Raw genomic sequence first — 24,655 nt, forward strand, 5'->3', positions numbered from 1 at the left:
CGGCCCCGGTCACAATGACTGGCGTATGCTGGATGGCGACTTCTCCAACAGGTATGTCGCGTGAACGCATCGCCGATTCTTGAACGCGCCGACACCTTCTGTCGGCGTTTTTCATTGCAGCTTCCGATCCTGCTGGCACCGATGGCCGGTGCCTGCCCGGTGCCGCTGTCGGCCGCGCTGGCCAATGCCGGCAGCATGGGGGCGATGGGCGCGGTGCTGTCGTCAGCGGCCGACATCGGTCGCTGGATGGACGACTTCCGCACGGCCTCCAGCGGTCCGGCGCAGGTGAACCTGTGGGTGCGGGATCCCGCACCGACCCGTGACGTTGCCGCCGAAGCCGCCAGCCGCGCCTTCCTCGCGCAGTGGGGCCCGGACGTGCCGGCCAGTGCCGCCGACGCCACGCCCGCCGATTTCGAAGAACAGTTCGCCGCGCTGCTGGCCGCACGCCCGGCAGTGGCCTCGACCATCATGGGTGTGTTGCTGCCGCGCCACGTGCAGCAGTTGAAGGATGCCGGCATCGCCTGGATCGCGTGCGCGACCACGTTGTCTGAAGCACGCGCTGCCCAGGATGCCGGCGCCGACGCCGTGGTGGCGCAGGGCATGGAGGCCGGTGGCCATCGCGGTGCATTCGATCCGGCGATGGCCGAGCGCCAGCTGGTCGGCCTGTTCGCGCTGCTGCCGCGCCTGGCCGATCACCTGCAGATTCCAGTGATTGCCGCTGGCGGTATCGCCGATGGCCGTGGCATCGCTGCCGCACTCACCCTGGGGGCCAGCGCCGTGCAGATTGGTACTGCGTTCCTGCGCACGCCCGAAGCGGCGATCGCCTCGGCGTGGGCTGATGGGCTGGCCGCCAGCGAACCCGAAGACACCTGGCCGACCCGTGCGTTCAGTGGTCGCCTGGGGCGTGGCCTGGCCACGCCGTATGTGCGCGCCGCCGCCGCGGAAGGTGCCCCGGCGCCACGCCCGTACCCGGTGCAGCGCGGGCTGACCGCGCCGATGCGCAAGCAGGCCGTGCAGGAAAATCGCCTGGCCGCGATGCAGGCCTGGGCCGGCCAATCAGCCTGGATGGCGCCGGCAGCACCCGCCGCCGACGTGCTGCGCGACATGTGGCAACAGGCGCAGGCCCTGCTGCGATGACGGTGTTCTGCAACGGCCAGCCGGCACAGGTAGAGGATCTGCTGCCGGCCCTGGTCAACTACGGCCACTTCACCTCGCTGCAGGTACGCGGCCATGCCGTGCAGGGGCTGGATCTGCATCTGGCGCGGTTGTCGCAGGCCACGCGCGAACTGTTCGGCAGCGAACTGGATGTCGGCCAGGTGCAGGCCTGGATGGCGCAGGCGCTGCAGCAGGCGGGGCAGGGTGATGCCTCGCTGCGGGTGACCGTGTATTCGCGCCGTTTCGACTTCCGCAATCCAATGGCGGCTGTGCCGGTGGACGTGCTGGTGGCGGTGTCCGCGCCGGTGGCGCTGGCTGCGCCCAAGCGTGTGCGCAGTGTGGTCTGGCAGCGCGAGCTGCCGCAGATCAAGCACGTGGGTACGTTCGGCCTGTTCGCCGAGCGCCGCGCGGCGATGGCGGCCGGCTTTGACGACGCCCTGTTCGTGACCGCCCGCGGCGAGATCAGCGAGGGCAGCACCTGGAACCTGGCCGTGCACGATGGTGAACGGCTGCTCTGGCCGCAGGCCCCGGCCCTGCGCGGGACCGCCGAAGCGCTGCTGCAGCGGCATTGGCCGGGCGCACAGGCCACGCAGCCCTTGCCGCTGGCCGGGCTGGGCGCTGTGAAGGCGGCTTTTGCCTGCAATGCCAGTGGCCTGTGGGCGCTGGACGCCATCGATGGGCATGTCCTGCCCGGCTCGCAGGCCTTGGCTGAACAGGGAAGGGCGGTGCTGGCGGCGGTGGCTTGGGACAGATTGGGGTCAGATCCCTTTTGCGCCGCAAAAGGGATCTGACCCCGGGAGTTCATCCCCGGGGTTGGCTCGGCCGGGCTCTGCCGCTATAATCGCCCGCTTACCTCGCCATCCTGGCGACTGGGCAACAGGAAAAACACCATGGTCAAGATTCGACTGACCCGCGGCGGCGCCAAGAAGCGTCCGTTCTACCACATCATCGTCACCGACGTGCGCAGCGCGCGCGACGGCCGCAACATCGAGCGCGTTGGTTTCTACAACCCGGTCGCCCAGGGCGGCGAGAAGCGCATCGAGCTGGACCTGGCCCGCGTTGACCATTGGGTCAAGAACGGCGCCCAGCCGACCGACAAGGTCCGCAACCTGATCAAGGAAGCGACCAAGTCCCAGGCCGCTGCGGCCTGATCCTGACGGGCCACGCTTCGGCGTGGCCCTCTTGGTTGAAGCAGATGAAAGATATCGAGCGCCGCATCCTGCTGGGCAGGGTTGTCGGCGCTTTTGGTGTGCGCGGCGAGATCAAGCTCGAGTCCTGGACCGAGCCACGTTCCGCCATTTTCCGTTACCAGCCGTGGATCGTGCGTAGCCCGTCCGGCGTGGAAACCACGATTGAAGGTGTGCGTGGCCGCGACAGCGGCAAGCACCTGGTCGCCCGTTTCCCCGGCGTCGAGGACCGCGATACCGTCGAAGCGATGCACGGCACCGAGATCTACGTGGCCCGCAGTGCATTGCCGCCGCCGAAGCCCGACGAGTACTACTGGGTGGACCTGGAAGGCCTGGACGTGAAGACCACCGAGGGCGTTGCCCTGGGCCAGGTCTCGCACCTGTTCAGCACTGGCGCCAACGACGTGGTGGTGGTCCGGGGTGACCGCGAGCGGATGATTCCGTTCGTGCAGCCGGACTTCGTCAAATCGGTCGACTTCGAGGCCAACCTGGTCGTGGTCGACTGGGATCCCGAGTTCTGAGTGTGAGCATGCGTTTCGACGTCATCACCCTGTTTCCCGAGTTCCTCGCCCAGTCCGCCGGACTGGGCGTGGTCGGGCGTGCGCAGGAAAAGGGACTGTTCAGCCTGCATGGCTGGAATCCCCGTGATTTCGCCGAAGGCAACTACCGCCGGGTGGACGACCGTCCGTTCGGTGGTGGCCCGGGCATGGTGATGCTGATCGAGCCGTTGCAGGCCTGCCTGCAGGCGATCCGCGATGCTGATCCGACCCCGGCACGGGTGATCCATCTCAGCCCGCAGGGGGCGCCGTTGACCCAGGCCAAGGTGCGGGAACTGGCGGCATTGCCGCGCATGGTCCTGCTCTGCGGCCGCTACGAGGGCATCGACGAGCGTTTCCTGGAGGCCAATGTCGACGAGGAAATCTCCCTCGGCGACTACGTGCTGTCCGGTGGCGAGCTGGGTGCGGCGGTCATCATCGACGCCGTGGCCCGCCTGCAGGACGGTGCCCTGAATGACGCGGAATCGGCGGCGCAGGACAGCTTCGAGGGCGACCTCGGCCTGCTCGACTGCCCGCACTACAGCCAGCCGGCCCAGCACCCGCTGGGTGACGTGCCGGACGTACTGCGCTCGGGCAACCATGCGGCCATCGCCGCCTGGCGCCGCCAGCAGTCGCTGGTCCGTACCGCCCAGCGGCGCCCGGACCTGCTGGATGAACAGGCGCTGGGCAAGGCCGACCGCAAACTGCTGGACCAGGCTCGCCAGGCCCCGAAACAGAAGGCTGACCCCTAGCGCAGGGCTGGCTTTATCGGCTATCATGGCCAATTACCGCCAGCCCCGGCCGGCGCGCGCAGTACCCACAACAAACGTGCAGCACAGTCCGGTGACTGCATGAGCCTACGTTGTCGACACGACACGCCCACCCGAACAAGAATCGGTGTAACCCATGAGCAAGCTGAACAAGTCCATCGTCGCGGAATTCGAATCCGCCCAGATCACCCGTGAACTGCCGAAGTTCAGCCAGGGCGACACCGTTGTCGTCAACGTGAAGGTGAAGGAAGGCAGCCGCGAGCGCGTGCAGGCCTACGAAGGCGTCGTCATCGCCACCAAGAACGCCGGCCTGAACTCCTCGTTCACCGTCCGCAAGATTTCGCACGGCTACGGCGTCGAGCGCGTTTTCCAGACCCACAGCGCCATCATCGACTCGGTCGAAGTGAAGCGTCGTGGTAAGGTCCGCGCCGGCAAGCTGTACTACCTGCGTGGCCTGGAAGGCAAGGCTGCCCGCATCAAGGAAGACCTGGCTGCTGCTGCTGCCGCCAAGGCTGCCCGTCTGGCCGAAAAGGCCTGATAAACAACTTCGGTTGTTGCCGCGACGGCCACCTTCGGGTGGCCGTTTGCGTTTCCGGCATCGCATCGGCCACGATCAGGTGATGAACGACATCAACCCGCGCTATCCGGCCGTGATCCAGTCGGCGTTGCGCTTCCTCGACGGCAAGGGGCTGGCGCGCGTGCAGTCGGCGCCGCTGCTGCACCGCCTGCTGTGGCGCCTGGGCATTGCCCTGCCGCCACCGATCCTGGCGGGCTTCGGCATCAATGCGCTGGTGCAGGGCCTGTTGTTCGGGCTGTTCTGGACCGCGCTGATGTGGCTGATGCTGTGGCAGGGCAGCGAGCGCCCGCTGGCGCTGTTGCTGGTGGCCGGCCTGGTGGCCGGTGCGCTGTTCGGCATGGTGATGGCGGCGCTGATGCGCTCGCTGCGCCGGCATCGCAAGCTGCCGGACTGGCGGCAGTTCCAGGCGCGGCAGGCGGACTGAGCCGATGGCGCACTGCGCCGTGACCACCGGCTACGGGCCGCGCTAGGCTGCAGCGTCATCCCGATGGTCGTACCGTGCGATGCCTGCCAAGCGAACCGCACCTTCCGCCGCGCCTACGTTGCTGTCCGGCGGCAACCCACAGATCGCCAAGGGCGAGGGCGATGCCCCGGTGCAGGCGTACATCGCCGCCATGCCGGACTGGAAACGTCCGATCGGCGAACAGCTGGATGCGCTGATCGAACAGGCTGTGCCCGGCGTGCACAAGGCGGTGAAGTGGAACTCGCCGATGTATGCGGTGGCGCCGGGCGAAGGCTGGTTTCTCAGCTTCCATTGCTTTGCCCGCTACATCAAGGTGGCGTTTTTCCGCGGCGCGGCGCTGACGCCGGTGCCACCCGAGCCGTCCCGGAGCGCCGATACGCGCTACCTGCACATTGCGCAGGATGGCGTGCAGGATGAGGCACAGTTCCTCGATTGGGTGCGCCAGGCCGCCGCGTTGCCCGGCGAACGCATGTAAGTCCACCGCTACGATCTCCTTGCCGACGAGAACCGCTGATGGCCACGCACGCGCCGAATCCTGACGATGCCGGAACCCCGGCGGCTGAACTGATTGATGCACGCATCGCCGAACTGGGCGACTGGCGCGGCGAAACGCTGGCGCGCGTGCGTGCATTGATCCATGAGGCGTTGCCTGACGTGCAGGAAACCTGGAAGTGGCGTGGCACGCCGGTGTGGGAGCACAACGGCATCCTGTGCACCGGCGAGACCTACAAGCAGGCGGTGAAGCTCACCTTCGCCAACGGTGCGGCGCTGGCCGATCCGAAGGGCCTGTTCAACGCCAGCCTGGAGGGCAACACGCGGCGCGCGATCGATATCCATGAAGGTGCGATGCCCAATGGCGCGGCGTTGAAGGCGTTGCTGCGCGCAGCGGCCACGTTCAACGCGGCGAAGAAGAAACGGTAGAGCCGGCCGCTGGCTGGCTGTTGCGCGGTGCTTCTGGAGAGGTGTGAAGTTCCCGGCCAGCGGCCGGCACTACCGTGGTGGTGCGGCATCCGGGTCGGCCACCGGCGACGGCGGGCAGGCCGGGATCTCCGACGGGGTGGCCAGTTCCTCGGCGTGCGAGGGCTTGCCCATCATCTTCGCCTTGCGCCAGCCGCCCCAGCGGTAATACGCCAGCGACAGCAGCATCGACACGAACGAGCTGACCGGGAAACTCCACCAGATCGCATCGGCGCCCCAGTACGGCTGCAGCAGTTCGGCGAACGGCACGCGCACGCCCCACAGCGAACCGGCCAGGATCAGCAGCGGCGGAATCACCGCGCCGGTGGAGCGCACCACGCCGGAGATGACGAAGCTGACACCGAAGAACAGGAACGAGCCGATCACCACGTGGTTGAGGTGGCGGGCGATGTCCAGCGCCTGGCTGGCCGGTGGCAGGAACAGGGCCAGCAGCTGGCGGTCGAACACCACCAGCGGCAGGATCAGCGCGCCGGTCAGCAGGAAATTGAACAGCACGCCCTGGCGCGCGGTGCCGCGCACCCGGTCCCAGCGCTGAGCACCGACATTCTGCGCGGCCATTGACGAGCAGGCCGCACCGATCGCCATCGCCGGCATCTGCAGGTAGTTCCACAGCTGCAGGGCAGCGCCGTAACCCGCGCCGGTGTCGGTGCCGTACTGGTTGACCATGGTCATCAGCAGGATCACCGACAGCGAGATCAGCACCATCTGCAGGCCCATCGGCACGCCCTTGATCACCAGGGCTTTGAGGATGGCCAGGTCGAGCTTGAACAGCCGCATGTCGGCACGGCCCAGCCACAAGGTGTGGCGCTTGTGCCGCATGTACAGCAGCAGGCCGGCCAGCGACAGCGTCTGCGCGACCAGCGTGGCCCAGGCGGAGCCGGCAATGCCGAGCGCAGGGAACGGGCCCATGCCGAAGATCAGTACGGGGTTCAGCACGATGTCCAGCGCCACCGAGACCATCAGGAAGCGGAACGGCGTGCGCGAATCGCCCGCACCTCGCAGCGCGGCGGTGAGGAAGGCGAACGCATACAGCGTTGGCATCGCCAGGAAGATGATCTGCAGGTAGGCCTCGGCCAGCGGCAGCGAAGCGGCCGGCGTGCCCATCGCTGCCAGCAGCGGATGGGCCATGAACCAGCCGGCGATGGCGATGATCACCGACAGGCCGATGAAGAAGGTGGCGCTGGTGCCGACCACGCGCCGCGCCTGGGCGATGTCGCGCGCGCCGATGGCCTGGCCGATCAGGATGGTCGAGGCCATGCCGAAGCCGAACACCGAGCCGATCAGGAAGAACATGATGTTGTTGGCGTTCGCGGTGGCGGTCAGTGCCGCCTCGCCGAGGAAGCGCCCGACCCAGACCGCATTCACCGAACCGTTCAGCGACTGCGCGATGTTGCCTGCCAGGATCGGCAGTGAAAACAGCAGAAGATTGCGGCCGATCGGGCCGGAGGTCAGGTCAAGCGGCGCTTTGGCCATGGAGTGGTGATCGAATCCCGGGAGGCGCACACTAGCACCAAGCCGGTTTGCGGGATGTGGCAATGCATCAACGACTGCGGGTGACGCGGGCCCTGGCGCTGGCCTTGATCGGCGCCGCACTGGCCGCATGTTCGACAGGTGACCGGCTGGGCGATACCCAGGTGCGGCCGACCGACCGCGCCGAGTGCCTGGTCGGCAGCCAGCGGCAGGATCTGTCCGCGGGTGTGCCGACCCTGATCGGCGGCACCGGCTGCCGGACCGACCCCGATCATCCGCGTCCCCTGAACAAGCCACCGGAGTAGTCCAGATCGATGCATGAACTTCCCCCGCTGTCGCCCAGTGTCCGCCTGGACATCTGGCTGTGGGCGGCCCGTTTCTTCAAGACGCGCAGCCTGGCCAAGCAGGCCATCGAAACCGGCAAGGTCAGCGTCGCCGGCCAGCGTCCGAAATCCTCGCGCGCGGTGCGCGTGGGCGAGCAGCTGCAGGTGGATCGTGGCGAGGAGCATTTCGAGATCCAGGTGCTGGGCCTGAGCGATCAGCGCGGGCCGGCACCGGCGGCGCAGCAGCTGTATGCCGAGAGCGAGGCCTCGAAGGCGCGTCGCGCGGAACAGCGTGCGCTGCGCATCGCGGCGCGCGACGGCTTCCAGCCGCCGGAGCACAAGCCGGACAAGCGTGCGCGGCGGCTGATCCGTGCGCTGGGAGACATCGACGCGTTGTGACCGAACGGCGATTCCGGTGCATGGTTCCTGTCGCGGCGTGAATGGAGGCGTGAGTCACGGTGCATTCGGAAATGGCGGGGCAGGCTGGAAGTCCACCTTCTGGAAGCCTGCCCATGCATCGCATGCTGTTATGCCTGTCCCTGCTTGCCGCCGCGCCCTTACATGCGGCCGACATCACGTTCTGGGACGCTCCGCAGCGCGGGGGCAACAGCATGAACATGTCGCCTCCGGACCGGAACTACTTCGAGGCGCTGCGTGCAACCGGTGCGACCTGGGTACGGCTGGTACCGGACAAGTGGAAGGGGCAGGGCGGCCGTGACTTCCTGATCGGCAACGCCGATGACTATCAAGGGCTGGTCGCCGCCGACCTGGCGACGCTGCGCCGAGTGCTGGACGATGCCGACGCGGCCGGACTGAAAGTGGTGCTGACCCCGCTGTCGCTGCCGTTGCTGCGCTGGAAGCAGCACAACGGCGACAAGGTCGACCCGCGCCTGTGGCAGTCCTTCGACAACCACGCGCCGGCCCGGCACTTCTGGAGCGACCTCGCCACGGCATTGAAGGGCCATCCCGCACTGGCCGCCTACAACCTGATCAACGAACCGGTTCCCGAATACGGTGCTGGCATGGCCGAGCATGCTTCGGCAGAGGCCATGCGCCAGTGGTACACCGGTGTGCAGGACGGGCCGCGCGATCTGCGCCGCTTCTACTCGGAACTGATCGCCAGCATCCGCGCGGTCGATGCGGACATGCCGTTGATGCTGGATGCCGGCTGGTACGCCGCTGCCGATGGCTTCAACTACTGGCCGGCGCCGCTGGCGGACCCGAAACTGCTGTACAGCGTGCACATGTATGAGCCGTATGCCGCAACCAGCGCGCCGAACCAGAAGCGCACCGCGCCGTACCGCTACCCGGGCGTGGTGCCGTTTGGCGAGCACAGCGAACGCTGGGATGCCACGCGTGTCCGCAGTTACCTGCAGCAGCCGATGGACTGGGCGAAGACGCATGGCGTGGGGGCCAACCGCATGGTGGTTGGCGAGTTCGGCTGCATGCGGCGCTGGCCCGACTGCCAGCGCTACCTGCAGGATGTGCTGCAGGTGCTGGAGCAGGAGAAGGTGCATTGGGCCTTCTACGCCTTCCGCGAGGATGGGTGGGATGGCATGGACTACGAGCTGGGCGACGGGCCGCTGCCGTGGTCGTACTGGCAGGCGCAGGAGAAGGGGAAGACCGTGGCGCCGCCGCGTTCGATGCAGGCGCCGTTGTTCGCGCCGGTTCTGGAGCGGCTGAAGGCGGGCAACCGGTAGGACGCCGGGCATGGCCCGGCGCTACCCACGGAGATGCCGGTCTCGCCCGGCGGATATCGATGAACGCGACGCCCGGTAGCGCCGGGCCATGCCCGGCGACACCTTCCGTCAGCGCTTGCCACCCAGCAGGTTGCCGCCCAGCTTCAGCAGGTCGCCCACACCCAGCTGGCCATCGCCGTCCTGGTCCAGCAGGCTGCCGAGCAGGCCACCGGCAAGACCGCCCTGTTGCTGCACCTGCTGCTTTTCCTGGCCGAGCGCCTGGCTGAGCGAGCCGGCATCGGCCTGGCCGCCACCGAGGCGCTGGGCAAGGAAGGCCATCACGATCGGGGCGAGGATCTGCAGCAGCTGGCTGGTGCGGCCGCTGTCGAGCTGGGTGGCCTGGGCCAGGCCGGTTTCCACCTTCTGCTGGCTACCGCCGAAGATGTGGCCGAGGATGCCGGCGCCGTCGCTGGCGGCACCACCGCCGCCGCCGCCCAGCACCGAACCGAGCACGCTGCCCAGGTCCAGGCCACTGTGGTTGTTCTGCAATGCGCCGAGCAGCGCCTGCGCGCCCTGCGGCTGCGAGGCGTTGTTGCCCAGCGCGCCCATCAGCACCGGCAGCGCGGCGCTGATCGCACCGGAGGCCTGGGTGTCGCTGATGCCGAGCTGCTGCGACACCTGCTGCAGCGGGGCGCCCTGCAGTTTGGAGAGAAGTTCATCGGTCAGGCTCATCAGGGAGATCCTTGATTGGGTTTGGGCGTGCAGACGATACGACGCGGACCGTTAAAACGGCGACGCCGCCCCACAGGGAGGCGGCGTGCCGTACGCGCGGAGGGGCGATCAGAGCTCGATGTCTTCCGCACCCGGGGTAGCGGCCGGGAAGTCGCTTTCCGGCTGGGCCGGCTTGAACGGATCCGACGGCTGGCTGGCCAGCGCCTTCAGGGCCGCGGCAATGCCGGCGCCATAGGCCGGGTCGGCCTTGCTGCAGTTGTCGATGTGGCGCTGCTTGATGAAGTCCGGCGCATCGCCCAGGGCACGGGCGGTGTTGGCGAACAAGCGGTCCTTCTGCGCCTGGTTGTAGCTGCGGAACAGCGCACCGGGCTGGCTGAAGTAGTCGGCGTCGTCCTCGCGGAAGTTCCAGAAGTCGGCGTCACCGCGGATCTTCATTGGCGGCTCGCGATACTCCGGCTGCTCCTGCCACTGGCCGTAGCTGTTCGGCTCGTAGTGCGGCAGGCCACCGTAGTTGCCGTCCACGCGCATCGCACCGTCGCGGTGGTTGCTGTGCACCGGGCAGCGCGCGGCGTTCACCGGAATCTGGTGGTGGTTCACGCCCAGGCGGTAACGCTGCGCATCGGAGTAGGCGAACAGGCGCGCCTGCAGCATCTTGTCCGGCGACGGACCGATGCCCGGCACCAGGTTGCTCGGTGCGAATGCCGATTGCTCTACGTCCTGGTACCAGTTGACCGGGTTGCGGTTCAGTTCGAACTGGCCCACTTCGATCAGCGGATAGTCGCTCTTCGGCCACACTTTGGTCAGGTCGAACGGGTGCACGCGGTAGGTTTCCGCATCCAGTTCCGGCATGACCTGGATGAACAGCTTCCACTTCGGGAAGTCGCCCTTCTCGATCGCAGCGAACAGGTCGCGGCCGTGGCTTTCGCGGTCATGGCCGACCAGGATCTGCGCCTGCGCGTCGGTCAGCGATTCGATGCCCTGCTGGCTGACGAAGTGGAACTTCACCCAGAAGCGCTCGCTGTCGGCGTTGGTGAAGCTGTAGGTATGCGAGCCGAAACCGTGCATGTGGCGGAAGCTGCGCGGAATGCCGCGGTCGCTCATCACCACGGTCACCTGCAGCAGCGCTTCGGGCAGCAGCGTCCAGAAGTCCCAGTTGTTGCGCGCGCTGCGCAGGTTGGTGTGCGGGTCGCGCTTGACCGCCTTGTTGAGGTCGGCGAACTTGCGCGGGTCGCGCAGGAAGAACACCGGCGTGTTGTTGCCGACCAGGTCCCAGTTGCCTTCTTCGGTGTAGAACTTCAGTGCGAAGCCGCGGATGTCGCGCTCGGCGTCGGCGGCGCCACGCTCGCCGGCCACGGTGGTGAAGCGGGCGAACATCTCGGTCTGCTTGCCGACCTTCTCGAACAGCTTGGCGCGGGTGTACTTGCTGATGTCGTGGGTGACGGTGAAGGTACCGAACGCGCCCGAGCCCTTGGCGTGCATGCGGCGCTCGGGAATGATCTCGCGGTTGAGGTTGGCCAGCTTCTCCAGCAGCCACACGTCTTCCATCAGCAGCGGGCCGCGCGGGCCGGCGGTCTTGCTGTTCTGGTTGTCCACCACCGGTGCGCCGAAGGCCGTGGTCATCGGCGTGACCGGGTCATCGCCGTGCTTCTGCTTGGGCGTGGTGCTCAGCTCGCGCTGCTGCTCGGCGCCCTGCTCCGGCGACGGGGCGGTGTGATACGGGCACTTGGCGTTGTTGTTGTCGGACTGGCTCATCGGCTGGCTCCTGGTGGCGGTGAAGACGTGGGAGAAACATCTTCACTCGACTTTAGCTATGGCCAGATGAAATGAATAATCGAATGATTCGTTCAGGTTGATAGATTCTGTCAATTGAAATGCAGAATCGGATTTGCGGAATCTTTCGACGGGCCTCCCGCACGGTAGCGGGAGGCCCTTGCCGTTTGCTGCGGTTACAGCAGCGCTTTCAACCGGTACAGGGCTTCCAGTGCCTGCTTCGGGGTCAACTCGTCCGGATCGATCGTCGCCAGCGCTTCCTGCGCCTTGCTGGCCGGTGCGCTGAACAGGCCGAACTGCTGCGGCGCATCCAGTGCCTGTGGCGCCAGTTCGGCGGCATGGCTTTCACCACCGCGCTGCTCCAGCTCGGCCAGGCGGCGGCGGGCCTGCGCCACGGTGGCACGCGGCAGGCCGGCCAGCGCGGCCACCTGCAGGCCGAAGCTGCGGTTGGCCGGGCCATCCTTCACCGCGTGCATGAACACCAGCGCTTCGCCATGCTCGACGGCATCCAGGTGCACGTTGGCGATGCCGCTGCGGCCGCCCTCGTGCTGCTCGTCGGCCAGCGCGGTCAGCTCGAAGTAGTGGGTGGCGAACAGCGTGTAACAGCGGTTCTGGTAGGCCAGGTGGCGGGCCACCGCATCGGCCAGCGCCAGGCCGTCGTAGGTGGACGTGCCGCGGCCGATCTCGTCCATCAGCACCAGCGAATGCGCGGTGGCGTGGTGCAGGATGTAGCTGGTCTCGGCCATCTCGACCATGAAGGTCGACTGCCCGCGGGCCAGGTCATCGCCGGCGCCGATGCGGGTCAGGATGCGGTCGATCGGGCCGATCAGCGCACGGCTGGCCGGCACGAAGCTGCCGATGTGAGCCAGCAGCACGATCAGCGCGTTCTGCCGCATGTAGGTCGATTTACCGCCCATGTTCGGGCCGGTGATGACCAGCATGCGACGGTCCGGATGCAGGTCCAGATCATTGGGTTCGAACGGCTGCTCGCGTACCGCCTCGACCACCGGATGGCGGCCACGCTCGATCTTCAGGCACGGCTCGGCCTGCAGCTCCGGGCGCGCCCAGTCCAGCGCCTGCGCGCGTTCGGCGAAGGCGGCCAGCACATCCAGTTCGCTCAGTGCAGCGGCACACTGCTTCAGCGGTTCCAGCTGCCCGCCAAGGGTATCCAGCAGCTGTTCGTACAGGTACTTCTCGCGCGACAGCGAACGGTCGCGCGCGGACAGCACCTTGTCCTCGAACGCCTTCAGTTCTTCGGTGATGTAGCGCTCGGCATTGGTCAGCGTCTGGCGCCGGGTGTAGTGCACCGGCGCGCGGTCGGACTGGCCCTTGCTGATTTCGATGTAATAACCATGCACGCGGTTGTAGCCCACCTTCAGGGTGGCAATGCCGCTGCTTTCGCGTTCGCGCTGTTCCAGGTCGACCAGGAACTGGTCGGCATGGGTGGACAGGCGTCGCAGTTCATCCAGCTCTTCATCGAAGCCGTCGGCCAGCACGCCGCCGTCGCTCAGCTTCAGCGGTGGCATTTCGGCGATGGCGCTGGCCAGCAGCTGCGCGCACTCATCGTGTTCGCCCAGCGCGGCATGCAGGGCCTGCAGGCGCGGCGAATCCAGCGGCGCCAGCACCTCGCGCACCGCCGGCAGCAGGCCCAGGCCATCGCGCAGGGTGGAGAAATCGCGCGGGCGCGCCGAACGCAGTGCGACGCGGGTGAGGATGCGTTCCAGGTCGCCGAGGCGACGGAACTGTTCGCGGATGTCGGCGTCGCTGCCGCGATCGATCAGGGTTTCCACCGCATGGTGGCGCTGCACCAGCACCTCGCGCAGGCGCAGCGGGCGGTGCAGCCAGCGCCGCAGCAGGCGGCCGCCCATCGGCGTCACCGTGCTGTCGAGCACGCCCAGCAGGGTATTGCGGGTATCGCCGTCGACGCGCGTATCCAGTTCCAGGTGGCGGCGGGTGGCGGCGTTCATCGCGATCGCCTCGCCGGCGGTTTCCATCGCGATCGAAGTCAGGTGCGGCAGGCGCTGCTTCTGGGTTTCCTCGACATAGCCGAGCAGGGCGCCCGCGGCAGCGGTCGCGCGCGGCTTGTCATCGATGCCGAAACCGCTCAGGTCATGCAGCTTGAAGAAGTTCAACAGCTGGCGGCGGCCACTGTCGGCGTCGAACAGCCACGGCGCACGACGGCGCACGCCGGTGCGCTGGCGCAGGAATTCCGGCCAGTTTTCTTCGTCGGGCACCAGCAGCTCGGCCGGCTCCAGTCGGGCCAGCTCGGCTTCCAGCGCGTCGTCGGTTTCCACTTCGTTGACCAGGAAGCGGCCACCGGCGAGGTCGGCCCAGGCCAGGCCGTAGCCCTGTTTCGTGCGCGACAGCGCCATCAGCAGGGTGTCGCGGCGCTCGTCCAGCAGCGCTTCGTCGGTGACCGTGCCGGGGGTGACGATGCGCACCACCTTGCGTTCGACCAGGCCCTTGGCCAGCGCCGGGTCGCCGATCTGCTCGCAGATCGCCACCGACTCGCCCAGCGCCACCAGCCGTGCCAGGTAGCCCTCGTAGGCATGCACCGGTACGCCAGCCATCGGAATCGGTGCGCCGCCGGAGCTGCCACGCTGGGTCAGGGTGATGTCGAGCAGGCGCGCGGCCTTGCGCGCGTCGTCGTAGAACAGCTCGTAGAAGTCGCCCATGCGGAAGAACAGCAGCAGGTCCGGGTAGTCGGACTTGGCTGCGAAGAACTGCTTCATCAGCGGGGTGTGTTCGGCGGACTTGTCTTTGGACATGGGACTCGTGGATCTGGGCGTCCGGCCGCGCCGGAGGGCGGCGGCAGCGGAGCAGGTACAGGGCCGTCCATGGTAACTGCTGGGGCCGGTGGACGCCGCTGCGGTTGGCGGGCACTCCCCGTGCAGGGCACGCAGTCAGGCCGGAACCAGGGTGATCTGCCGGTGGCTGGCGAAGATCTCCATCACGATCTCGAAGTAGGTCGGGCCTTCGCCCCGTTGCAGCGTGTCCAGCTGGCGGGCAATGGCCTGCGTATTGAAGCTGCCCGGTGTGTCGAGCTTGGCCTGCAGCCATTGGCGGGTGGTCTCCACGCCCAGGGCCGTGCGGCTGTGGGCGATATCGCGCCAGATCAGCGTGGCCTGCGCCTGGCCGGCCAACGCGCCATAGCCGCCATGCAACAGATCGTCCAGAGCATCCAGGCTCGGTCCGAGCTGCCAGTCCTCGCCGGCCATGAACACGCGGTTGATCTCCGCGTACAGGCTGGCGATGTCATTGATGGCGCTGCCTTCGATCTGCAGGACGAGTTTCATGCGCCACTGTAGCGTTGCCTGCGGCCCTCCGCTGGCCTTCAATACAGGAACCAGGACCCGGAATAGTCCGGGCGGCCTTGATCATGGAATCGGTTCTACGACTGGAAAGCGTGTCAAGCATGCAATGACACATGCGCTTCCAAACCCCGCAACGTCGACGCATGCCGTTTTTTTCGTTGCGGATGGAGCCTGGTTGATTTCTCTCGTTGCCGAGACCGGGAGAATGAAGGGAACGGCGATGCCTGGAGATTCGGGAGCACACATCGGCCGAACGGGGCGAGTGATCAGCCTTGCTGGCGGGAACAACGCGAGAACTATTGTTGAACCTGGTGCCAGCAAAATAAAATTCGGGTGTCACTGTACGGTGAGGTGCTTGGTGATCTGTCCACGTTGTGAGCAAGGTGAGATGCTTGAGGCTCACGTCAAGGAGAGTGGTGTTCAGATATTTGTCTGCGACGAATGTGATGCCTTCTGGTTTTCTTTGATGGATATCGGCGTTTCTCCGTTCAGGGATCTTGAGACGTATCTTGAGGAGAATTCGATTGCTCCATTCTGGGAGTCAATTTCCGTGGATGAGCGCCGGTGATGCTTTGATGCACGTGAGTGAGTGGGCGAAGATGGCCGCCAGCCGCGAAGTGCTGGCGAAGGAACTATCCGTCTGAAGGTGGATGTCTCCGCTATCCAGCGCAGGGCGGTTGCGCCCGATCGGCCGCAAGAGGCATCCCAAGGAGCCTATTGATGAGTGACGCGTTTGAGATTGTCATGGAGGCGGTCCCATCGGTTCATGTGTCCACGCTGCTGGAGGAGATGGGCCGCATGGCTGAGTCCGTTTCGTCGACCGGGTGGGAAGGCGAACCCATCGCGGCTGGCGAGCACTCTGCAGGACGTTTCCATGAGTTTCCGTATGGCTCATGCATGGCCCAACAAGTAAAGGGCTTCCGATTGGGCTCGGCTGTTCATATTCCCATGCTGTTGATTCGTGTCATCAGGTTTGAAGGAATGGTGAGCATCGAACTGTCATTCGATATGGAGTGGGCGGATATCGGTGTCGCGATGTCGGAACTCCAACGGCATTTTCTGGAATTGAAGACGCTGAGTGGATCGCGAACCGTATACGGTGGCATGGAGCCCGCTCAGGATCTGGAGACCAGATTCTTCACTGACGATGAGTGCGGTCCCTTGGCTGTCACCGGTGCCTGATTCAGGCCGGGGATCGCTGTCCTGCGAGGGAGTGGGTTGGTTCTCTGAAAGGTTTGCGACCATTCACGATGAGCAGAGGGAGTTTCGCCCAGTTCGCGGGCGAACATGTCGTCCTCCGCATGGGAGAGCTGTTCCTGGCGTTCCATTGTTGATGGAGATGGCGTTGCCGAGGAGCGCGCTGCAATGATGCCTGAGGTTGTCAGGAATGTTCTTCATTACTCCTATGGCTATTCCATGGGGTCACTGTGGATCAACATGAACGTTGAGTTGGAGGGGCGTGACGTCACCTTCGAGCAGCAGACGGAAGCGTTCTTTTCGATGCTGAAGTTGCTGATGATGGAAGGCAAGCTGAAGCTGGCTTCGCAAGGCGTCTTCGCCGATGGGGATGTTGATGGGCAGTTGGGTGCGCTTCGCCGCGCATGGCCGGCCGCCAGAGATTAGGCGGATCTCGATGAACACGGGTTCTGGTTCCTTTCGGATGCGCCGTTTGGATTGGTCTGGATGTCACCTGAAGGCGACGTCTGGAGCTGAAATGCCTGATGCCGCTGCGGCAGTGTGCTCCTGAGGATGTCTGTGGCATCCAATGGAAACTTCAGGGGGGCACGTTGCTCACCCGGCCACTGTAGAGGCGGGTCTCATGCGGGTATGTGTGCGATGTTCGGACGGTACATGCATTCTGTTGCATTGATTCATCGAAATGCGGTTCCCACAGCCGGTTTCGTGAGCTGCGCGTGACGATAATCACCAGTCCCTCGTCATTCCGATATTCCTGAAAGATATAGCGCTTGCCGTTCCGGGCGGGTTTCACACCTGTCTGCACAGTTCCAGAGTTTTAGACCGATATAATAATATCGAACCATAAAGTTTCCCCTGCCTGCGCCGCCATCGATCGTACGGCCATGATCAAGGGAATTGAGATGCTCGCCTTACGCAACCTCCGAGTGGGATCCCGGCTGGGTGCCGGGTTCGGTCTGCTGCTGCTGTTCATCGTGGCCATCGTTGGCCTGGTGCTGTACGGAAATCACCTGAAGTCCGCCCAGTTCGAGAAAGTGGTGGACGTCAACATGGTGAAGATGCGGCTGTTGAACGACATGCTGGATACCAACAACGCGGTGTTGATGCACCGCCGGCTGATGGTGATCAAGCGCGGCGAGGATTTCGACAAGGATTATCAGAAGGCGCAGGAGCTGTCGCAGACCTACGACGGTATCTGGGCCAAGTACATCAAGATTCCGCGCGACGCCACCGGCGATACCCTGGTGGCGAAAATCGACGCGGCACGCAAGGCCACCGACGCCTCCACCCAGCATCTACACGAGCGCATGAAGGCCGGTGATTTCGACGGTGCGGCCAAGGAGTTGTTGGCCGAGCACGGCCTGGCGACGGCCTGGAATGAAGCGATCTCGACCCTCCTGCGGCATCAGGAGACTCTGACCGAGCGCAGCCGCGAGGAATACCGTTCAACCGAATCCTGGACCGGCACGTTGTCGATCGTGTTCGGCGCGTTGAGCCTGGTACTGGGCTCGCTGGCCGCGTGGGCCATCACCCGCAGCCTGACCCGCCCGCTGGAAGGTGCGGTGAAGCTGGCCGACGGCATCGCCAACGGGCGGCTGGACAACAGCATCGACGCGTCTGGTAACGATGAGGTGACGCAGCTGCTCAGGTCGATGCAGCGCATGCAGGCGCAGCTGCAGTCGGTGATGGCGGCGCAGGGCGAGCTGGCCCGCCAGCACGATGCGGGCAGCCTCAGCTATCGCATGGACGAGAGTGCCTTCCCCGGCGACTACGGGCGCATGGTGCACGAGACGAATGCGCTGGTCGGCTCGCACGTGCAGGTGCAGAACCGGCTGATCGAAGTGATGAAGCATTACGCCCGAGGCGACCTGTCGGTGGACATGGATCCGCTGCCCGGCGAGAAGGCGGCGATCACCCAGGCCATGGACGAGACCAAGACCAGCCTGTCGGCGATCAACAGCGAGATCCGCCGGCTGGCGACGGCAGCGGCGGCGGGCGACTTCAGCCTGCGCGGCGACGAAGACCGCTTCGCCTATGATTTCCGCGACATGGTGGCCGGGCTCAATCGCCTGATGCAGACCACCGACGAGAACCTGGTGCAGGTCTCGACCCTGCTGCAGGCGATTTCGCGCGGTGACCTCACCGTGCGCATGCAGGGCGACTTCCACGGCGTGTTTGCCCGCATGCGCGATGACTGCAATGCCACCGTCGATCAGCTCAAGCAGATTGTCGGCCGTATCCAGTCCAGCGCGTCCAGCATCAACCTGGCGGCAGGCGAGATTGCCTCGGGCAATACCGATCTGTCGCGGCGCACCGAGCAGCAGGCGGCAAACCTGGAAGAGACGGCTGCGTCGATGGAGGAGCTGACCTCCACCGTGAAGCAGAACGCCGAGCATGCACGGCAGGCCAACCAGCTCGCCATCGGCGCGCACGGTGTCGCCTCGCAGGGCGGCGATGTGGTCGGCCAGGTGGTCACCACGATGTCGGCCATCGAAGCCTCGTCGAAGAAGATCGCCGAGATCATCTCGGTCATCGACGGCATCGCCTTCCAGACCAACATCCTGGCGCTGAATGCCGCAGTGGAAGCTGCGCGTGCCGGTGAACAGGGCCGCGGCTTCGCCGTGGTCGCCAGCGAAGTGCGTACCCTCGCCCAGCGCTCGGCCGCTGCCGCCAAGGAGATCAAGGGCCTGATCGAGGATTCGGTCGGCAAGGTCGCCGATGGATCGGTGCTGGTCCGCCAGGCAGGCACCACGATGGGCGAGATCGTGGCCTCGGTGCAGCGCGTGACCGACATCATGGCCGATATCTCTGCTGCTTCCCAGGAGCAGAGCTCGGGCATCGAACAGGTGAACCAGGCGGTGGTGCAGATGGACGAGACCACGCAGCAGAATGCGGCGCTGGTGGAAGAAGCCAGCGCCGCAGCGCGGTCCATGGAAGAGCAGGCCAACCTGCTGACCGAGGCGGTGTCGGTGTTCCGCACCGGTGCGGCCGCGGCAGCCGTATCGGTCCCGCGCGCGCTTGCTGCAGTAGCCGCCTCGGTCACGCCAGTGAGACGCCCGGCGGTGCTGTCGCCGCGCATCGAGCCGACGTTGGCTGCCAACGCGGGTGGTTGGGAAGAGTTCTAGCAACAGCGCGTGCCGGCAGGGAGACGGCGCCCATCGCGATGGCTGATCGCGATGGGCGCAACTTTCTTCCTGAACGCGCGATGGCCGATGAGGCGGCGGACACGCGCATTTCACTTCCGGTTGCCAACCGCAGGAGGACACTTGCGCCATACCGGAACTCAGGAGATGGCCATGAAGACCTCGACCCGATTGCTTGTGCTGGGCACGCTGCTGGCGGCTTCGTCGGTGGCCGGTGCGCAGACGTATGGGCCGCGCGATGAGGGACGCAAGTTCAACGACGGCAGCCGCGTAGTCTGCAAGAACGTGGAAGTGCAGCGCAACTCGCGCGATCCGAACCGCATCACGGGTACCGCTACCGGCGCAGTGATCGGCGGCCTGCTGGGCAACCAGGTGGGCGGCGGCAATGGCAAGAAGCTCGCTACGGTGGCCGGTGCTGTTGCCGGTGGTGCGGCCGGTCGCCAGATCCAAGGCAACAGCCAGCAGAAGAACGGCGACCGCGTCGTTGAACGCCGCTGCGAACGCGTCTACCGCTGATCGCTCACAGCCATACCTCGTTTCCCCTTCCACACCGCAGTACCCGAACGCCGGCCCCGCGCCGGCGTTCTTCGTTGCAGGAAAAAGGGACGGAGGGGATTAAGTCGCAATTCCCCCAACCGGCCGTTTACGACTTAATCCCCTCCGTCCCCTTTTTGGCGAGGAGGCGCCAGGTGGCGAGGCTGCCGTAGAGCAGCAGCAGGACGGTGAGGGTGATCAGTTCGTGGCTGACTTCGGCCAGGCGGGCGTCCATCTGGTTCAGCCTCACCATCAGGTTGATGCCCGAGGTGGTCGGCAGCAGCTGCGCCAGCCAGACCAGCGGTGGCGGCGTCATCACTGCCGGCCACGACAGGTTGGCCAGGAAGAACAGCGGGATCGAGGTGGCGATGATGTACTGGAAGGCGCGTTCGCGGGTGCGGAAGAAGCTGCCGACGAACAGGCCGAACGCCACCGTGGCGGCGATGAACAGCGTGCCGCCCAACAACTGACCCAGCGGGTTGCCGCCGCGCGGATAGTCCTGCACCCAGGCGGTGAAGCCGGCGTAGTAGAACAGGCCGAACAGGCCGATCAGGCCGAAGCCCATCGCCATGCCGGCCAGGGTCGGCAGGTCGAAGCGCAGGCGCCGGCCGAGCGCGAGGCGGCGGCCGCCGAGCAGGACGCCGATGCCCATCAGCAGCGTCTGGTGCACGATCAGCTCGGCCACGCCGGGCACGATGGCGCTGCCATAGCCTTCCTGCGTGTTGTACAGCGGGCGCTGCACCAGGGTGACCGGCGGTGCCTGCGGCGCGCCCATGAAGGCCGCCTGGCCGACTACCGCCTCACGCCCGAACGCGCCCAGTGCATCGGCCACGCTGCCCAGTACCCAGCTGGCACGGCCCAGGTAGGCGCCGTTGCCGAGCAGCACCAGCTTGGCCGGATGGCCGCGCAGGATGTCGCGCTCCAGGTTGGCCGGAATCAGCACGATCCCTTCTGCGTGGCCGGCTTCCAGCTGCTGGCGCGCACTGTCGATGTCCGCCGGTTGCCCGACCACGCGTGCAACGCGGAGTGCATCGAGCTTTCGCAGCAGCTCGCGGCTGGTCGCGCTGTGGTCTTCGTCCACCACCAGCACCGGCAGGTTGCCCGCCACCTGGTGGCGATACGCGGCCGGGTAGAAGAACGAGTACAGGATCACCGCGCCGACCATCACCACGATCGCATAGCGGTCGCACAGCACTGCCATCAGCGTCTGCCGCAGGCTACGCCAGAGAGCACTCATGCGTCGGCTCCCGCTGGCTGCGCGGCTTCAGGTGTACGCGCAAAGGCGATCAGGCGCAGGCCGCCGATGCCACCGGCCACCATCGTCATCAACAACAGCGTGGTCAGCGGCCATATCGAAACCTCCAGTGGCGAACCGATGAACTGCTGCTGGGTCTGCAGCTTGATGTAGGCGCTGAGTGGCAGCAGCTGATGCCAGATGCGGGTGAACAGGGGGCCATCCAGCACCGGGAAGGTGGCACTGGAAAATGCCAGTGCGGTGCCGATGCTGAGGCCGACCGCGGACAGCGCGGTACCCATGTCGCGGGTGACGCCGACGAAGAACAACGCGTAGGCGGCCGTTGCCAGGTAGAACAGTGGCTGTGCGAGCAGCAGCACGAGCACGCTGCCGGCCACACCATCGCCGCGCAGCCAGGCCAGGTAACCGATGCCGAGCGCGCCATACAGCGAAAACAGCAGGATGTACGGCGCGACCTTGCCGGCAATCGCCGACCACGGCGTGCGACCCAGCCAGGCGGGCAGGGTGCCGTCGCGGATCTCGCGGCCGAGGCTGCCGGCCACTGCCAACGCCAGTACCAGCGACAGCACTGCCGGGAAGATCAGCGGCAGCAGGAACAATTCGTAGCTGCGCGCCGGGTTGTAGAGGATGTCCGACTGCACCGCGATCGGCGCCGCACGCAGCTTGCCCGGGCCAACCTGCAGGCCGATGCGCTCGCGCAGCAGGCGCGCGTTCCATGCCGAGACCGCGTCGCCGATATCGCGCGCCGCCGACTGGCCGGTGGTCATGTAGGTGGCGTTGTAATAGGCGAACAGCGTGCCCTGGCGGCCGCGCAGGGCTTGCCGGGTGACGTCGCCCGGCACCAGCACGATGGCGAACACATCCAGGCGGCGCAGCTGCGAACGGGCGTCTTCCAGGTCCACCGGCTGGCTGGCGATGCGCACGCCGGGGCTGGCATCGAGCATGCGCAGCAGCAGGCGGCTGTCACTGCTGTGGTCGAGGTCGACCACGGCGATCGGGATGTCGCGCATCACCGATGGGGTGAACATCCACGCCATCACCGCCAGCATCAGCAGCGGCAGCACGGTGACCAGCAGCAGGTCGGCGCGGTTGCCGCGCAGCGACTGCAGCTCGCGCCGCCAGCTTGCGGCGAAGCCGCCGCGGCCGGGGCTCAGTGCTGGGGCCATGCGAACAGCACGCTCATGCCGGGGCGGAAGCCCTCGATGCGGCGTACCGGGCGCACCCGCACCTCGAAGCTGCGGACGTCGTAGCCGGACGACTGGCGGGTGGTACGCCAGGTTGCATAGTCGCCGGCGGGGTTGATGAAGTAGACCTCGAATTCGCCGTCCAGGCCGAGTGCCGGCACGCTGCCCTGAAGCTTGCTGCCGACCTTCAGGCCCTGCATCTGCGATTCGCGCAGGTTCATCGCCACCCACATGCGGTCGATGTCGACCAGGGTGAACACCGGGTAGCCGGCCGGCACCAGTTCGCCCGGGTCAGCCATGCGCTTGTTGATCTCGCCGGCGACCGGCGCGCGCCCTTCCACTTCGACACGCGCGGCATTGACTTCGGCCACCGCGCCCTGCGCCTGCTGCACCTGGCCCTGCGCGGCGCGCTTGTCCTGCTCGCGTGCGCCTGCCAATGCCATGTCGTACTGCGCGCGGGCGGCACGCGCCAGTTCGCGCGAGCTGGTGGCCTGGGCATGCGCTTCATCGCGCTTCTGCCGGGTCATCACCCCTTCGTTGAACAGGTTCTGCACGCGCTGGTAGGTGGCTTCGGCCAGCGTCGCGCCGGCTTCGGCCCGCTTCCAGTTCGCTTCGGCGGCGCGGATATCTTCGCTGCGCGCGCCTTCGTCGGCCTTGTCGGCCACCGCCTGTGCGGCGGCCAATGCGCCGTGGGCCTGCTGTTCCTTGGCGGCTACCTCCGGGCTGTCGAGCAGGAACAGCACCTGCCCGGGCTGCACGCGGTCGCCCTCGCGCACCTTCAGTTCGGCCACGCGCGCGGTGATCTTGGCGGCCACGTTGATGGTGTCCGCATCGGCCATGCCCTGGATCTGGTCGGCCGGGCTGCGCCAGGCCAGCCACAGGCCAAGCACCACCACGACCAGCAGCACCACTATCAGGATTGGGCCCAGACGGCGCTTGGCCGGGGGCGTCGTCGCATCGTCGTGCAGCACATCACTCATGGTCGATCACCTCGTCCGCACGCCGCCGGAACTCTTCGAAACGGTCCATCTGTCCACTGACCTCCAGCAACTGTGCCAGCGCAATATCGTATTGGTAGGCGGCCTGCGCGCGCTCGACACGGGCGCCGCCCAGGCCGAGCCGCGCGTCGATCACATCCAGCGAAGTCGCCTGGCCTTCGCGGAACGCCAGTTCCTGCAAGCGCAGGTTTTCCTGTGCCTGGGCGATGCTGCTGTCGAGCAGCACATACTGCTGGCGCGCGGTTTCCAGCTCGTTCCAGGCCTTGCGCACGCCCAGTGCGACCTGGTTCTCAGCCTCGCGCAGGCCCGCTTCGGCCTGGTCCTGCTGCGCACGCGCGGCGCTGATCTGCGCCGGCCGTGAGTTCGGCGACAGGAAGGTGTACTTCAGGCCGATGCCGAACGCCCAGTCCGGATCGGTCAGCATCTCGTCGCGGCGGCGGAAGTCGTACTGGCCGAAGGCGAAGATCTGCGGCTTCAGCTTGGCCTGCTGCACGCGCACGCCCTGTTCGGCCTGCGCCACCATCGCTCGCAGGCGCGTGATCTGCGGCTGGCGCGCCTGCGCGGTGCGCTCGAAGCTGGCCACCGGTTCCAGTGGCACGCGCTGCACGAACAGTGGTGATACCGGCTGCACCTCACCGCCACTGCGCAGCAGCGTGGCCAGCGCTGCCTTCAGCGTGGCCAGGTCGTTCACTGTCTTCTGGTATTCGCGCTCGGCCTTGTCGCGGGCTACGGTGGCCTGCAGGCGCTGCGCGCGGGTGGCGAAGCCCTCGCGTTCCAGCTTCTCCGCGTCGGACAGGTGACGGTTGAGGCCATCGCGCACATCGCGGCGCACGTCCACCGCCTGCTCGGCCAGGCGCTGGCCAAAATAGGCCTGGGCCAGCTGCACGGTCAGCGATTGGCGCTGTGCTTCGCGCTCGGCGCTGGCCTGCTCGTGGGCGGCGCTGGCGGCACGTTGCGCGGCCGGAATCACGCCGCCGGTGTACAGCGGCAGCACCGCGGTCACCACCGGGCGGGTACGCCAGTCGCGTTCGGTGAACGACAGTGGCGAGTCAATGCCATAGGCCTCGGCCACCGGCGCCAGTGAACCCAGTGGCAGCGTGAGGGTCTTCTGGAACTGCAGGCGGCGCACTTCGCCGGTGATTTCCGGCAGGCGCAGCAGGCGGGTGGCTTCCTGCAGGTCCTGCTTGTTGCGCACCGCTGCATCGGCGGCGGCCAGTGCATCGGAGACCTGTTCCAGGCGTTGCCGCGCCTGTTCCCAGTCCAATGCGGGTGTATCGCCGGTGGTCTGCGCCAGCGCAGCGGGTGGCAGGCAGGTTGCCAGCGCGAGCGCCAGCGCGGTCTTCGCGCAGTGCATCCTTGTACGTCGGCCGATCACGCCCATGCCGTCCCA

General features: G+C 66.4%; 26 protein-coding genes. 17 read left to right on the forward strand and 9 right to left on the reverse strand.

What is annotated here, in order from left to right:
- The first annotated feature begins 60 nt into the window (after positions 1 to 60).
- From ACZK4H_RS06225 to ACZK4H_RS06265, 9 genes are all read left to right on the forward strand, one after another.
- Positions 61 to 1,137 carry an NAD(P)H-dependent flavin oxidoreductase gene (locus ACZK4H_RS06225; protein WP_099552434.1) on the forward strand — a complete coding sequence of 359 codons (1,077 nt, stop codon included), beginning with the start codon at positions 61 to 63 and terminating at the stop codon, positions 1,135 to 1,137.
- Positions 1,134 to 1,946, forward strand: coding sequence for an aminotransferase class IV family protein (locus ACZK4H_RS06230; protein WP_099552433.1), 813 nt, complete (start codon positions 1,134 to 1,136; stop codon positions 1,944 to 1,946). Before ACZK4H_RS06225 ends, ACZK4H_RS06230 begins: the two co-directional genes overlap by 4 nt.
- Positions 1,947 to 2,045: 99 nt before the next feature.
- On the forward strand, positions 2,046 to 2,306 hold the full coding sequence (rpsP, locus tag ACZK4H_RS06235; protein WP_005408594.1) for a 30S ribosomal protein S16: 261 nt from the start codon (positions 2,046 to 2,048) through the stop codon (positions 2,304 to 2,306).
- Positions 2,307 to 2,350: 44 nt separating this feature from the next.
- Positions 2,351 to 2,863: a ribosome maturation factor RimM gene (gene rimM, locus ACZK4H_RS06240; RefSeq protein WP_010483256.1), complete on the forward strand. Its 513-nt coding sequence runs from the start codon at positions 2,351 to 2,353 to the stop codon at positions 2,861 to 2,863.
- A gap of 8 nt (positions 2,864 to 2,871) precedes the next feature.
- Complete coding sequence (gene trmD / locus ACZK4H_RS06245) at positions 2,872 to 3,630, forward strand: tRNA (guanosine(37)-N1)-methyltransferase TrmD (protein ID WP_099552432.1); 759 nt, start codon at positions 2,872 to 2,874, stop codon at positions 3,628 to 3,630.
- A gap of 154 nt (positions 3,631 to 3,784) precedes the next feature.
- Positions 3,785 to 4,186 carry a 50S ribosomal protein L19 gene (gene rplS, locus ACZK4H_RS06250; RefSeq protein ID WP_005408597.1) on the forward strand — a complete coding sequence of 134 codons (402 nt, stop codon included), beginning with the start codon at positions 3,785 to 3,787 and terminating at the stop codon, positions 4,184 to 4,186.
- A gap of 82 nt (positions 4,187 to 4,268) precedes the next feature.
- The gene (locus ACZK4H_RS06255) at positions 4,269 to 4,649 is read left to right on the forward strand and encodes a DUF6404 family protein (protein WP_099552431.1); all 381 of its coding nucleotides are present in this window, start codon (positions 4,269 to 4,271) and stop codon (positions 4,647 to 4,649) included.
- A 79-nt stretch (positions 4,650 to 4,728) separates the two neighbouring features.
- A complete protein-coding gene (locus tag ACZK4H_RS06260) occupies positions 4,729 to 5,163 on the forward strand; it encodes a DUF1801 domain-containing protein (RefSeq protein ID WP_099552430.1) in 435 nt (144 codons plus the stop codon).
- 38 nt (positions 5,164 to 5,201) lie between these two features.
- Positions 5,202 to 5,609: a DUF1801 domain-containing protein gene (locus ACZK4H_RS06265; RefSeq protein ID WP_099552429.1), complete on the forward strand. Its 408-nt coding sequence runs from the start codon at positions 5,202 to 5,204 to the stop codon at positions 5,607 to 5,609.
- 69 nt (positions 5,610 to 5,678) lie between these two features.
- Here the strand turns inward: ACZK4H_RS06265 and ACZK4H_RS06270 are convergent, their stop codons facing one another.
- Positions 5,679 to 7,139, reverse strand: coding sequence for an MATE family efflux transporter (locus ACZK4H_RS06270; RefSeq protein WP_099552428.1), 1,461 nt, complete (start codon positions 7,137 to 7,139; stop codon positions 5,679 to 5,681).
- Between the two features lie 62 nt (positions 7,140 to 7,201).
- On the opposite strand from ACZK4H_RS06270, the gene ACZK4H_RS06275 reads away from it, so the two are divergent.
- From ACZK4H_RS06275 to ACZK4H_RS06285, 3 genes are all read left to right on the forward strand, one after another.
- A complete protein-coding gene (locus ACZK4H_RS06275) occupies positions 7,202 to 7,441 on the forward strand; it encodes a hypothetical protein (protein ID WP_099552427.1) in 240 nt (79 codons plus the stop codon).
- 9 nt (positions 7,442 to 7,450) lie between these two features.
- On the forward strand, positions 7,451 to 7,858 hold the full coding sequence (locus ACZK4H_RS06280) for an RNA-binding S4 domain-containing protein (protein ID WP_099552426.1): 408 nt from the start codon (positions 7,451 to 7,453) through the stop codon (positions 7,856 to 7,858).
- Between the two features lie 212 nt (positions 7,859 to 8,070).
- On the forward strand, positions 8,071 to 9,159 hold the full coding sequence (locus ACZK4H_RS06285; RefSeq protein ID WP_239503817.1) for a glycoside hydrolase family 5 protein: 1,089 nt from the start codon (positions 8,071 to 8,073) through the stop codon (positions 9,157 to 9,159).
- Between the two features lie 108 nt (positions 9,160 to 9,267).
- Here ACZK4H_RS06285 and ACZK4H_RS06290 read toward each other — a convergent pair whose 3' ends face one another.
- The 4 genes from ACZK4H_RS06290 to ACZK4H_RS06305 all read right to left on the reverse strand — a co-directional run bounded on the left by ACZK4H_RS06290 (position 9,268) and on the right by ACZK4H_RS06305 (position 14,936).
- The gene (locus ACZK4H_RS06290; RefSeq protein WP_049429956.1) at positions 9,268 to 9,870 is read right to left on the reverse strand and encodes a DUF937 domain-containing protein; all 603 of its coding nucleotides are present in this window, start codon (positions 9,868 to 9,870) and stop codon (positions 9,268 to 9,270) included.
- A 108-nt stretch (positions 9,871 to 9,978) separates the two neighbouring features.
- Positions 9,979 to 11,622: a catalase gene (locus ACZK4H_RS06295; protein WP_099552424.1), complete on the reverse strand. Its 1,644-nt coding sequence runs from the start codon at positions 11,620 to 11,622 to the stop codon at positions 9,979 to 9,981.
- Between the two features lie 194 nt (positions 11,623 to 11,816).
- A complete protein-coding gene (gene mutS, locus ACZK4H_RS06300; RefSeq protein WP_099552423.1) occupies positions 11,817 to 14,408 on the reverse strand; it encodes a DNA mismatch repair protein MutS in 2,592 nt (863 codons plus the stop codon).
- A 135-nt stretch (positions 14,409 to 14,543) separates the two neighbouring features.
- On the reverse strand, positions 14,544 to 14,936 hold the full coding sequence (locus tag ACZK4H_RS06305) for a barstar family protein (protein ID WP_099552422.1): 393 nt from the start codon (positions 14,934 to 14,936) through the stop codon (positions 14,544 to 14,546).
- Between the two features lie 193 nt (positions 14,937 to 15,129).
- Here ACZK4H_RS06305 and ACZK4H_RS06310 point away from each other — a divergent pair, with 193 nt between their 5' ends.
- The 5 genes from ACZK4H_RS06310 (at position 15,130) to ACZK4H_RS06330 (ending at position 19,810) form a co-directional block, all read left to right on the forward strand.
- Positions 15,130 to 15,522, forward strand: a complete 393-nt coding sequence (locus ACZK4H_RS06310) for a TFIIB-type zinc ribbon-containing protein (protein ID WP_158230209.1) — start codon at positions 15,130 to 15,132, stop codon at positions 15,520 to 15,522.
- 152 nt (positions 15,523 to 15,674) lie between these two features.
- Entirely contained in the window at positions 15,675 to 16,136 is a 462-nt protein-coding gene (locus ACZK4H_RS06315; protein WP_099552420.1) for a hypothetical protein, read from the forward strand.
- A 105-nt stretch (positions 16,137 to 16,241) separates the two neighbouring features.
- Positions 16,242 to 16,577: a hypothetical protein gene (locus ACZK4H_RS06320; protein WP_143567609.1), complete on the forward strand. Its 336-nt coding sequence runs from the start codon at positions 16,242 to 16,244 to the stop codon at positions 16,575 to 16,577.
- Positions 16,578 to 17,053: 476 nt separating this feature from the next.
- Positions 17,054 to 19,276 carry a methyl-accepting chemotaxis protein gene (locus ACZK4H_RS06325; protein ID WP_099552439.1) on the forward strand — a complete coding sequence of 741 codons (2,223 nt, stop codon included), beginning with the start codon at positions 17,054 to 17,056 and terminating at the stop codon, positions 19,274 to 19,276.
- Positions 19,277 to 19,441: 165 nt separating this feature from the next.
- The gene (locus ACZK4H_RS06330; RefSeq protein ID WP_032127541.1) at positions 19,442 to 19,810 is read left to right on the forward strand and encodes a glycine zipper 2TM domain-containing protein; all 369 of its coding nucleotides are present in this window, start codon (positions 19,442 to 19,444) and stop codon (positions 19,808 to 19,810) included.
- Positions 19,811 to 19,937: 127 nt separating this feature from the next.
- Here the strand turns inward: ACZK4H_RS06330 and ACZK4H_RS06335 are convergent, their stop codons facing one another.
- The 4 genes from ACZK4H_RS06335 to ACZK4H_RS06350 are packed head-to-tail and all read right to left on the reverse strand — an operon-like array spanning position 19,938 to position 24,646.
- Complete coding sequence (locus tag ACZK4H_RS06335; protein ID WP_099552418.1) at positions 19,938 to 21,065, reverse strand: ABC transporter permease; 1,128 nt, start codon at positions 21,063 to 21,065, stop codon at positions 19,938 to 19,940.
- Complete coding sequence (locus ACZK4H_RS06340) at positions 21,062 to 22,249, reverse strand: ABC transporter permease (protein WP_099552417.1); 1,188 nt, start codon at positions 22,247 to 22,249, stop codon at positions 21,062 to 21,064. The genes ACZK4H_RS06335 and ACZK4H_RS06340 overlap by 4 nt, the downstream gene beginning before the upstream one ends.
- Positions 22,234 to 23,247, reverse strand: a complete 1,014-nt coding sequence (locus tag ACZK4H_RS06345) for an HlyD family secretion protein (protein WP_075674992.1) — start codon at positions 23,245 to 23,247, stop codon at positions 22,234 to 22,236. The genes ACZK4H_RS06340 and ACZK4H_RS06345 overlap by 16 nt, the downstream gene beginning before the upstream one ends.
- On the reverse strand, positions 23,240 to 24,646 hold the full coding sequence (locus ACZK4H_RS06350) for a TolC family protein (protein ID WP_099552416.1): 1,407 nt from the start codon (positions 24,644 to 24,646) through the stop codon (positions 23,240 to 23,242). The genes ACZK4H_RS06345 and ACZK4H_RS06350 overlap by 8 nt, the downstream gene beginning before the upstream one ends.
- Between the last annotated feature and the right edge of the window lie 9 nt (positions 24,647 to 24,655).

This window comes from Stenotrophomonas sp. 78350_Sma (assembly GCF_056482105.1).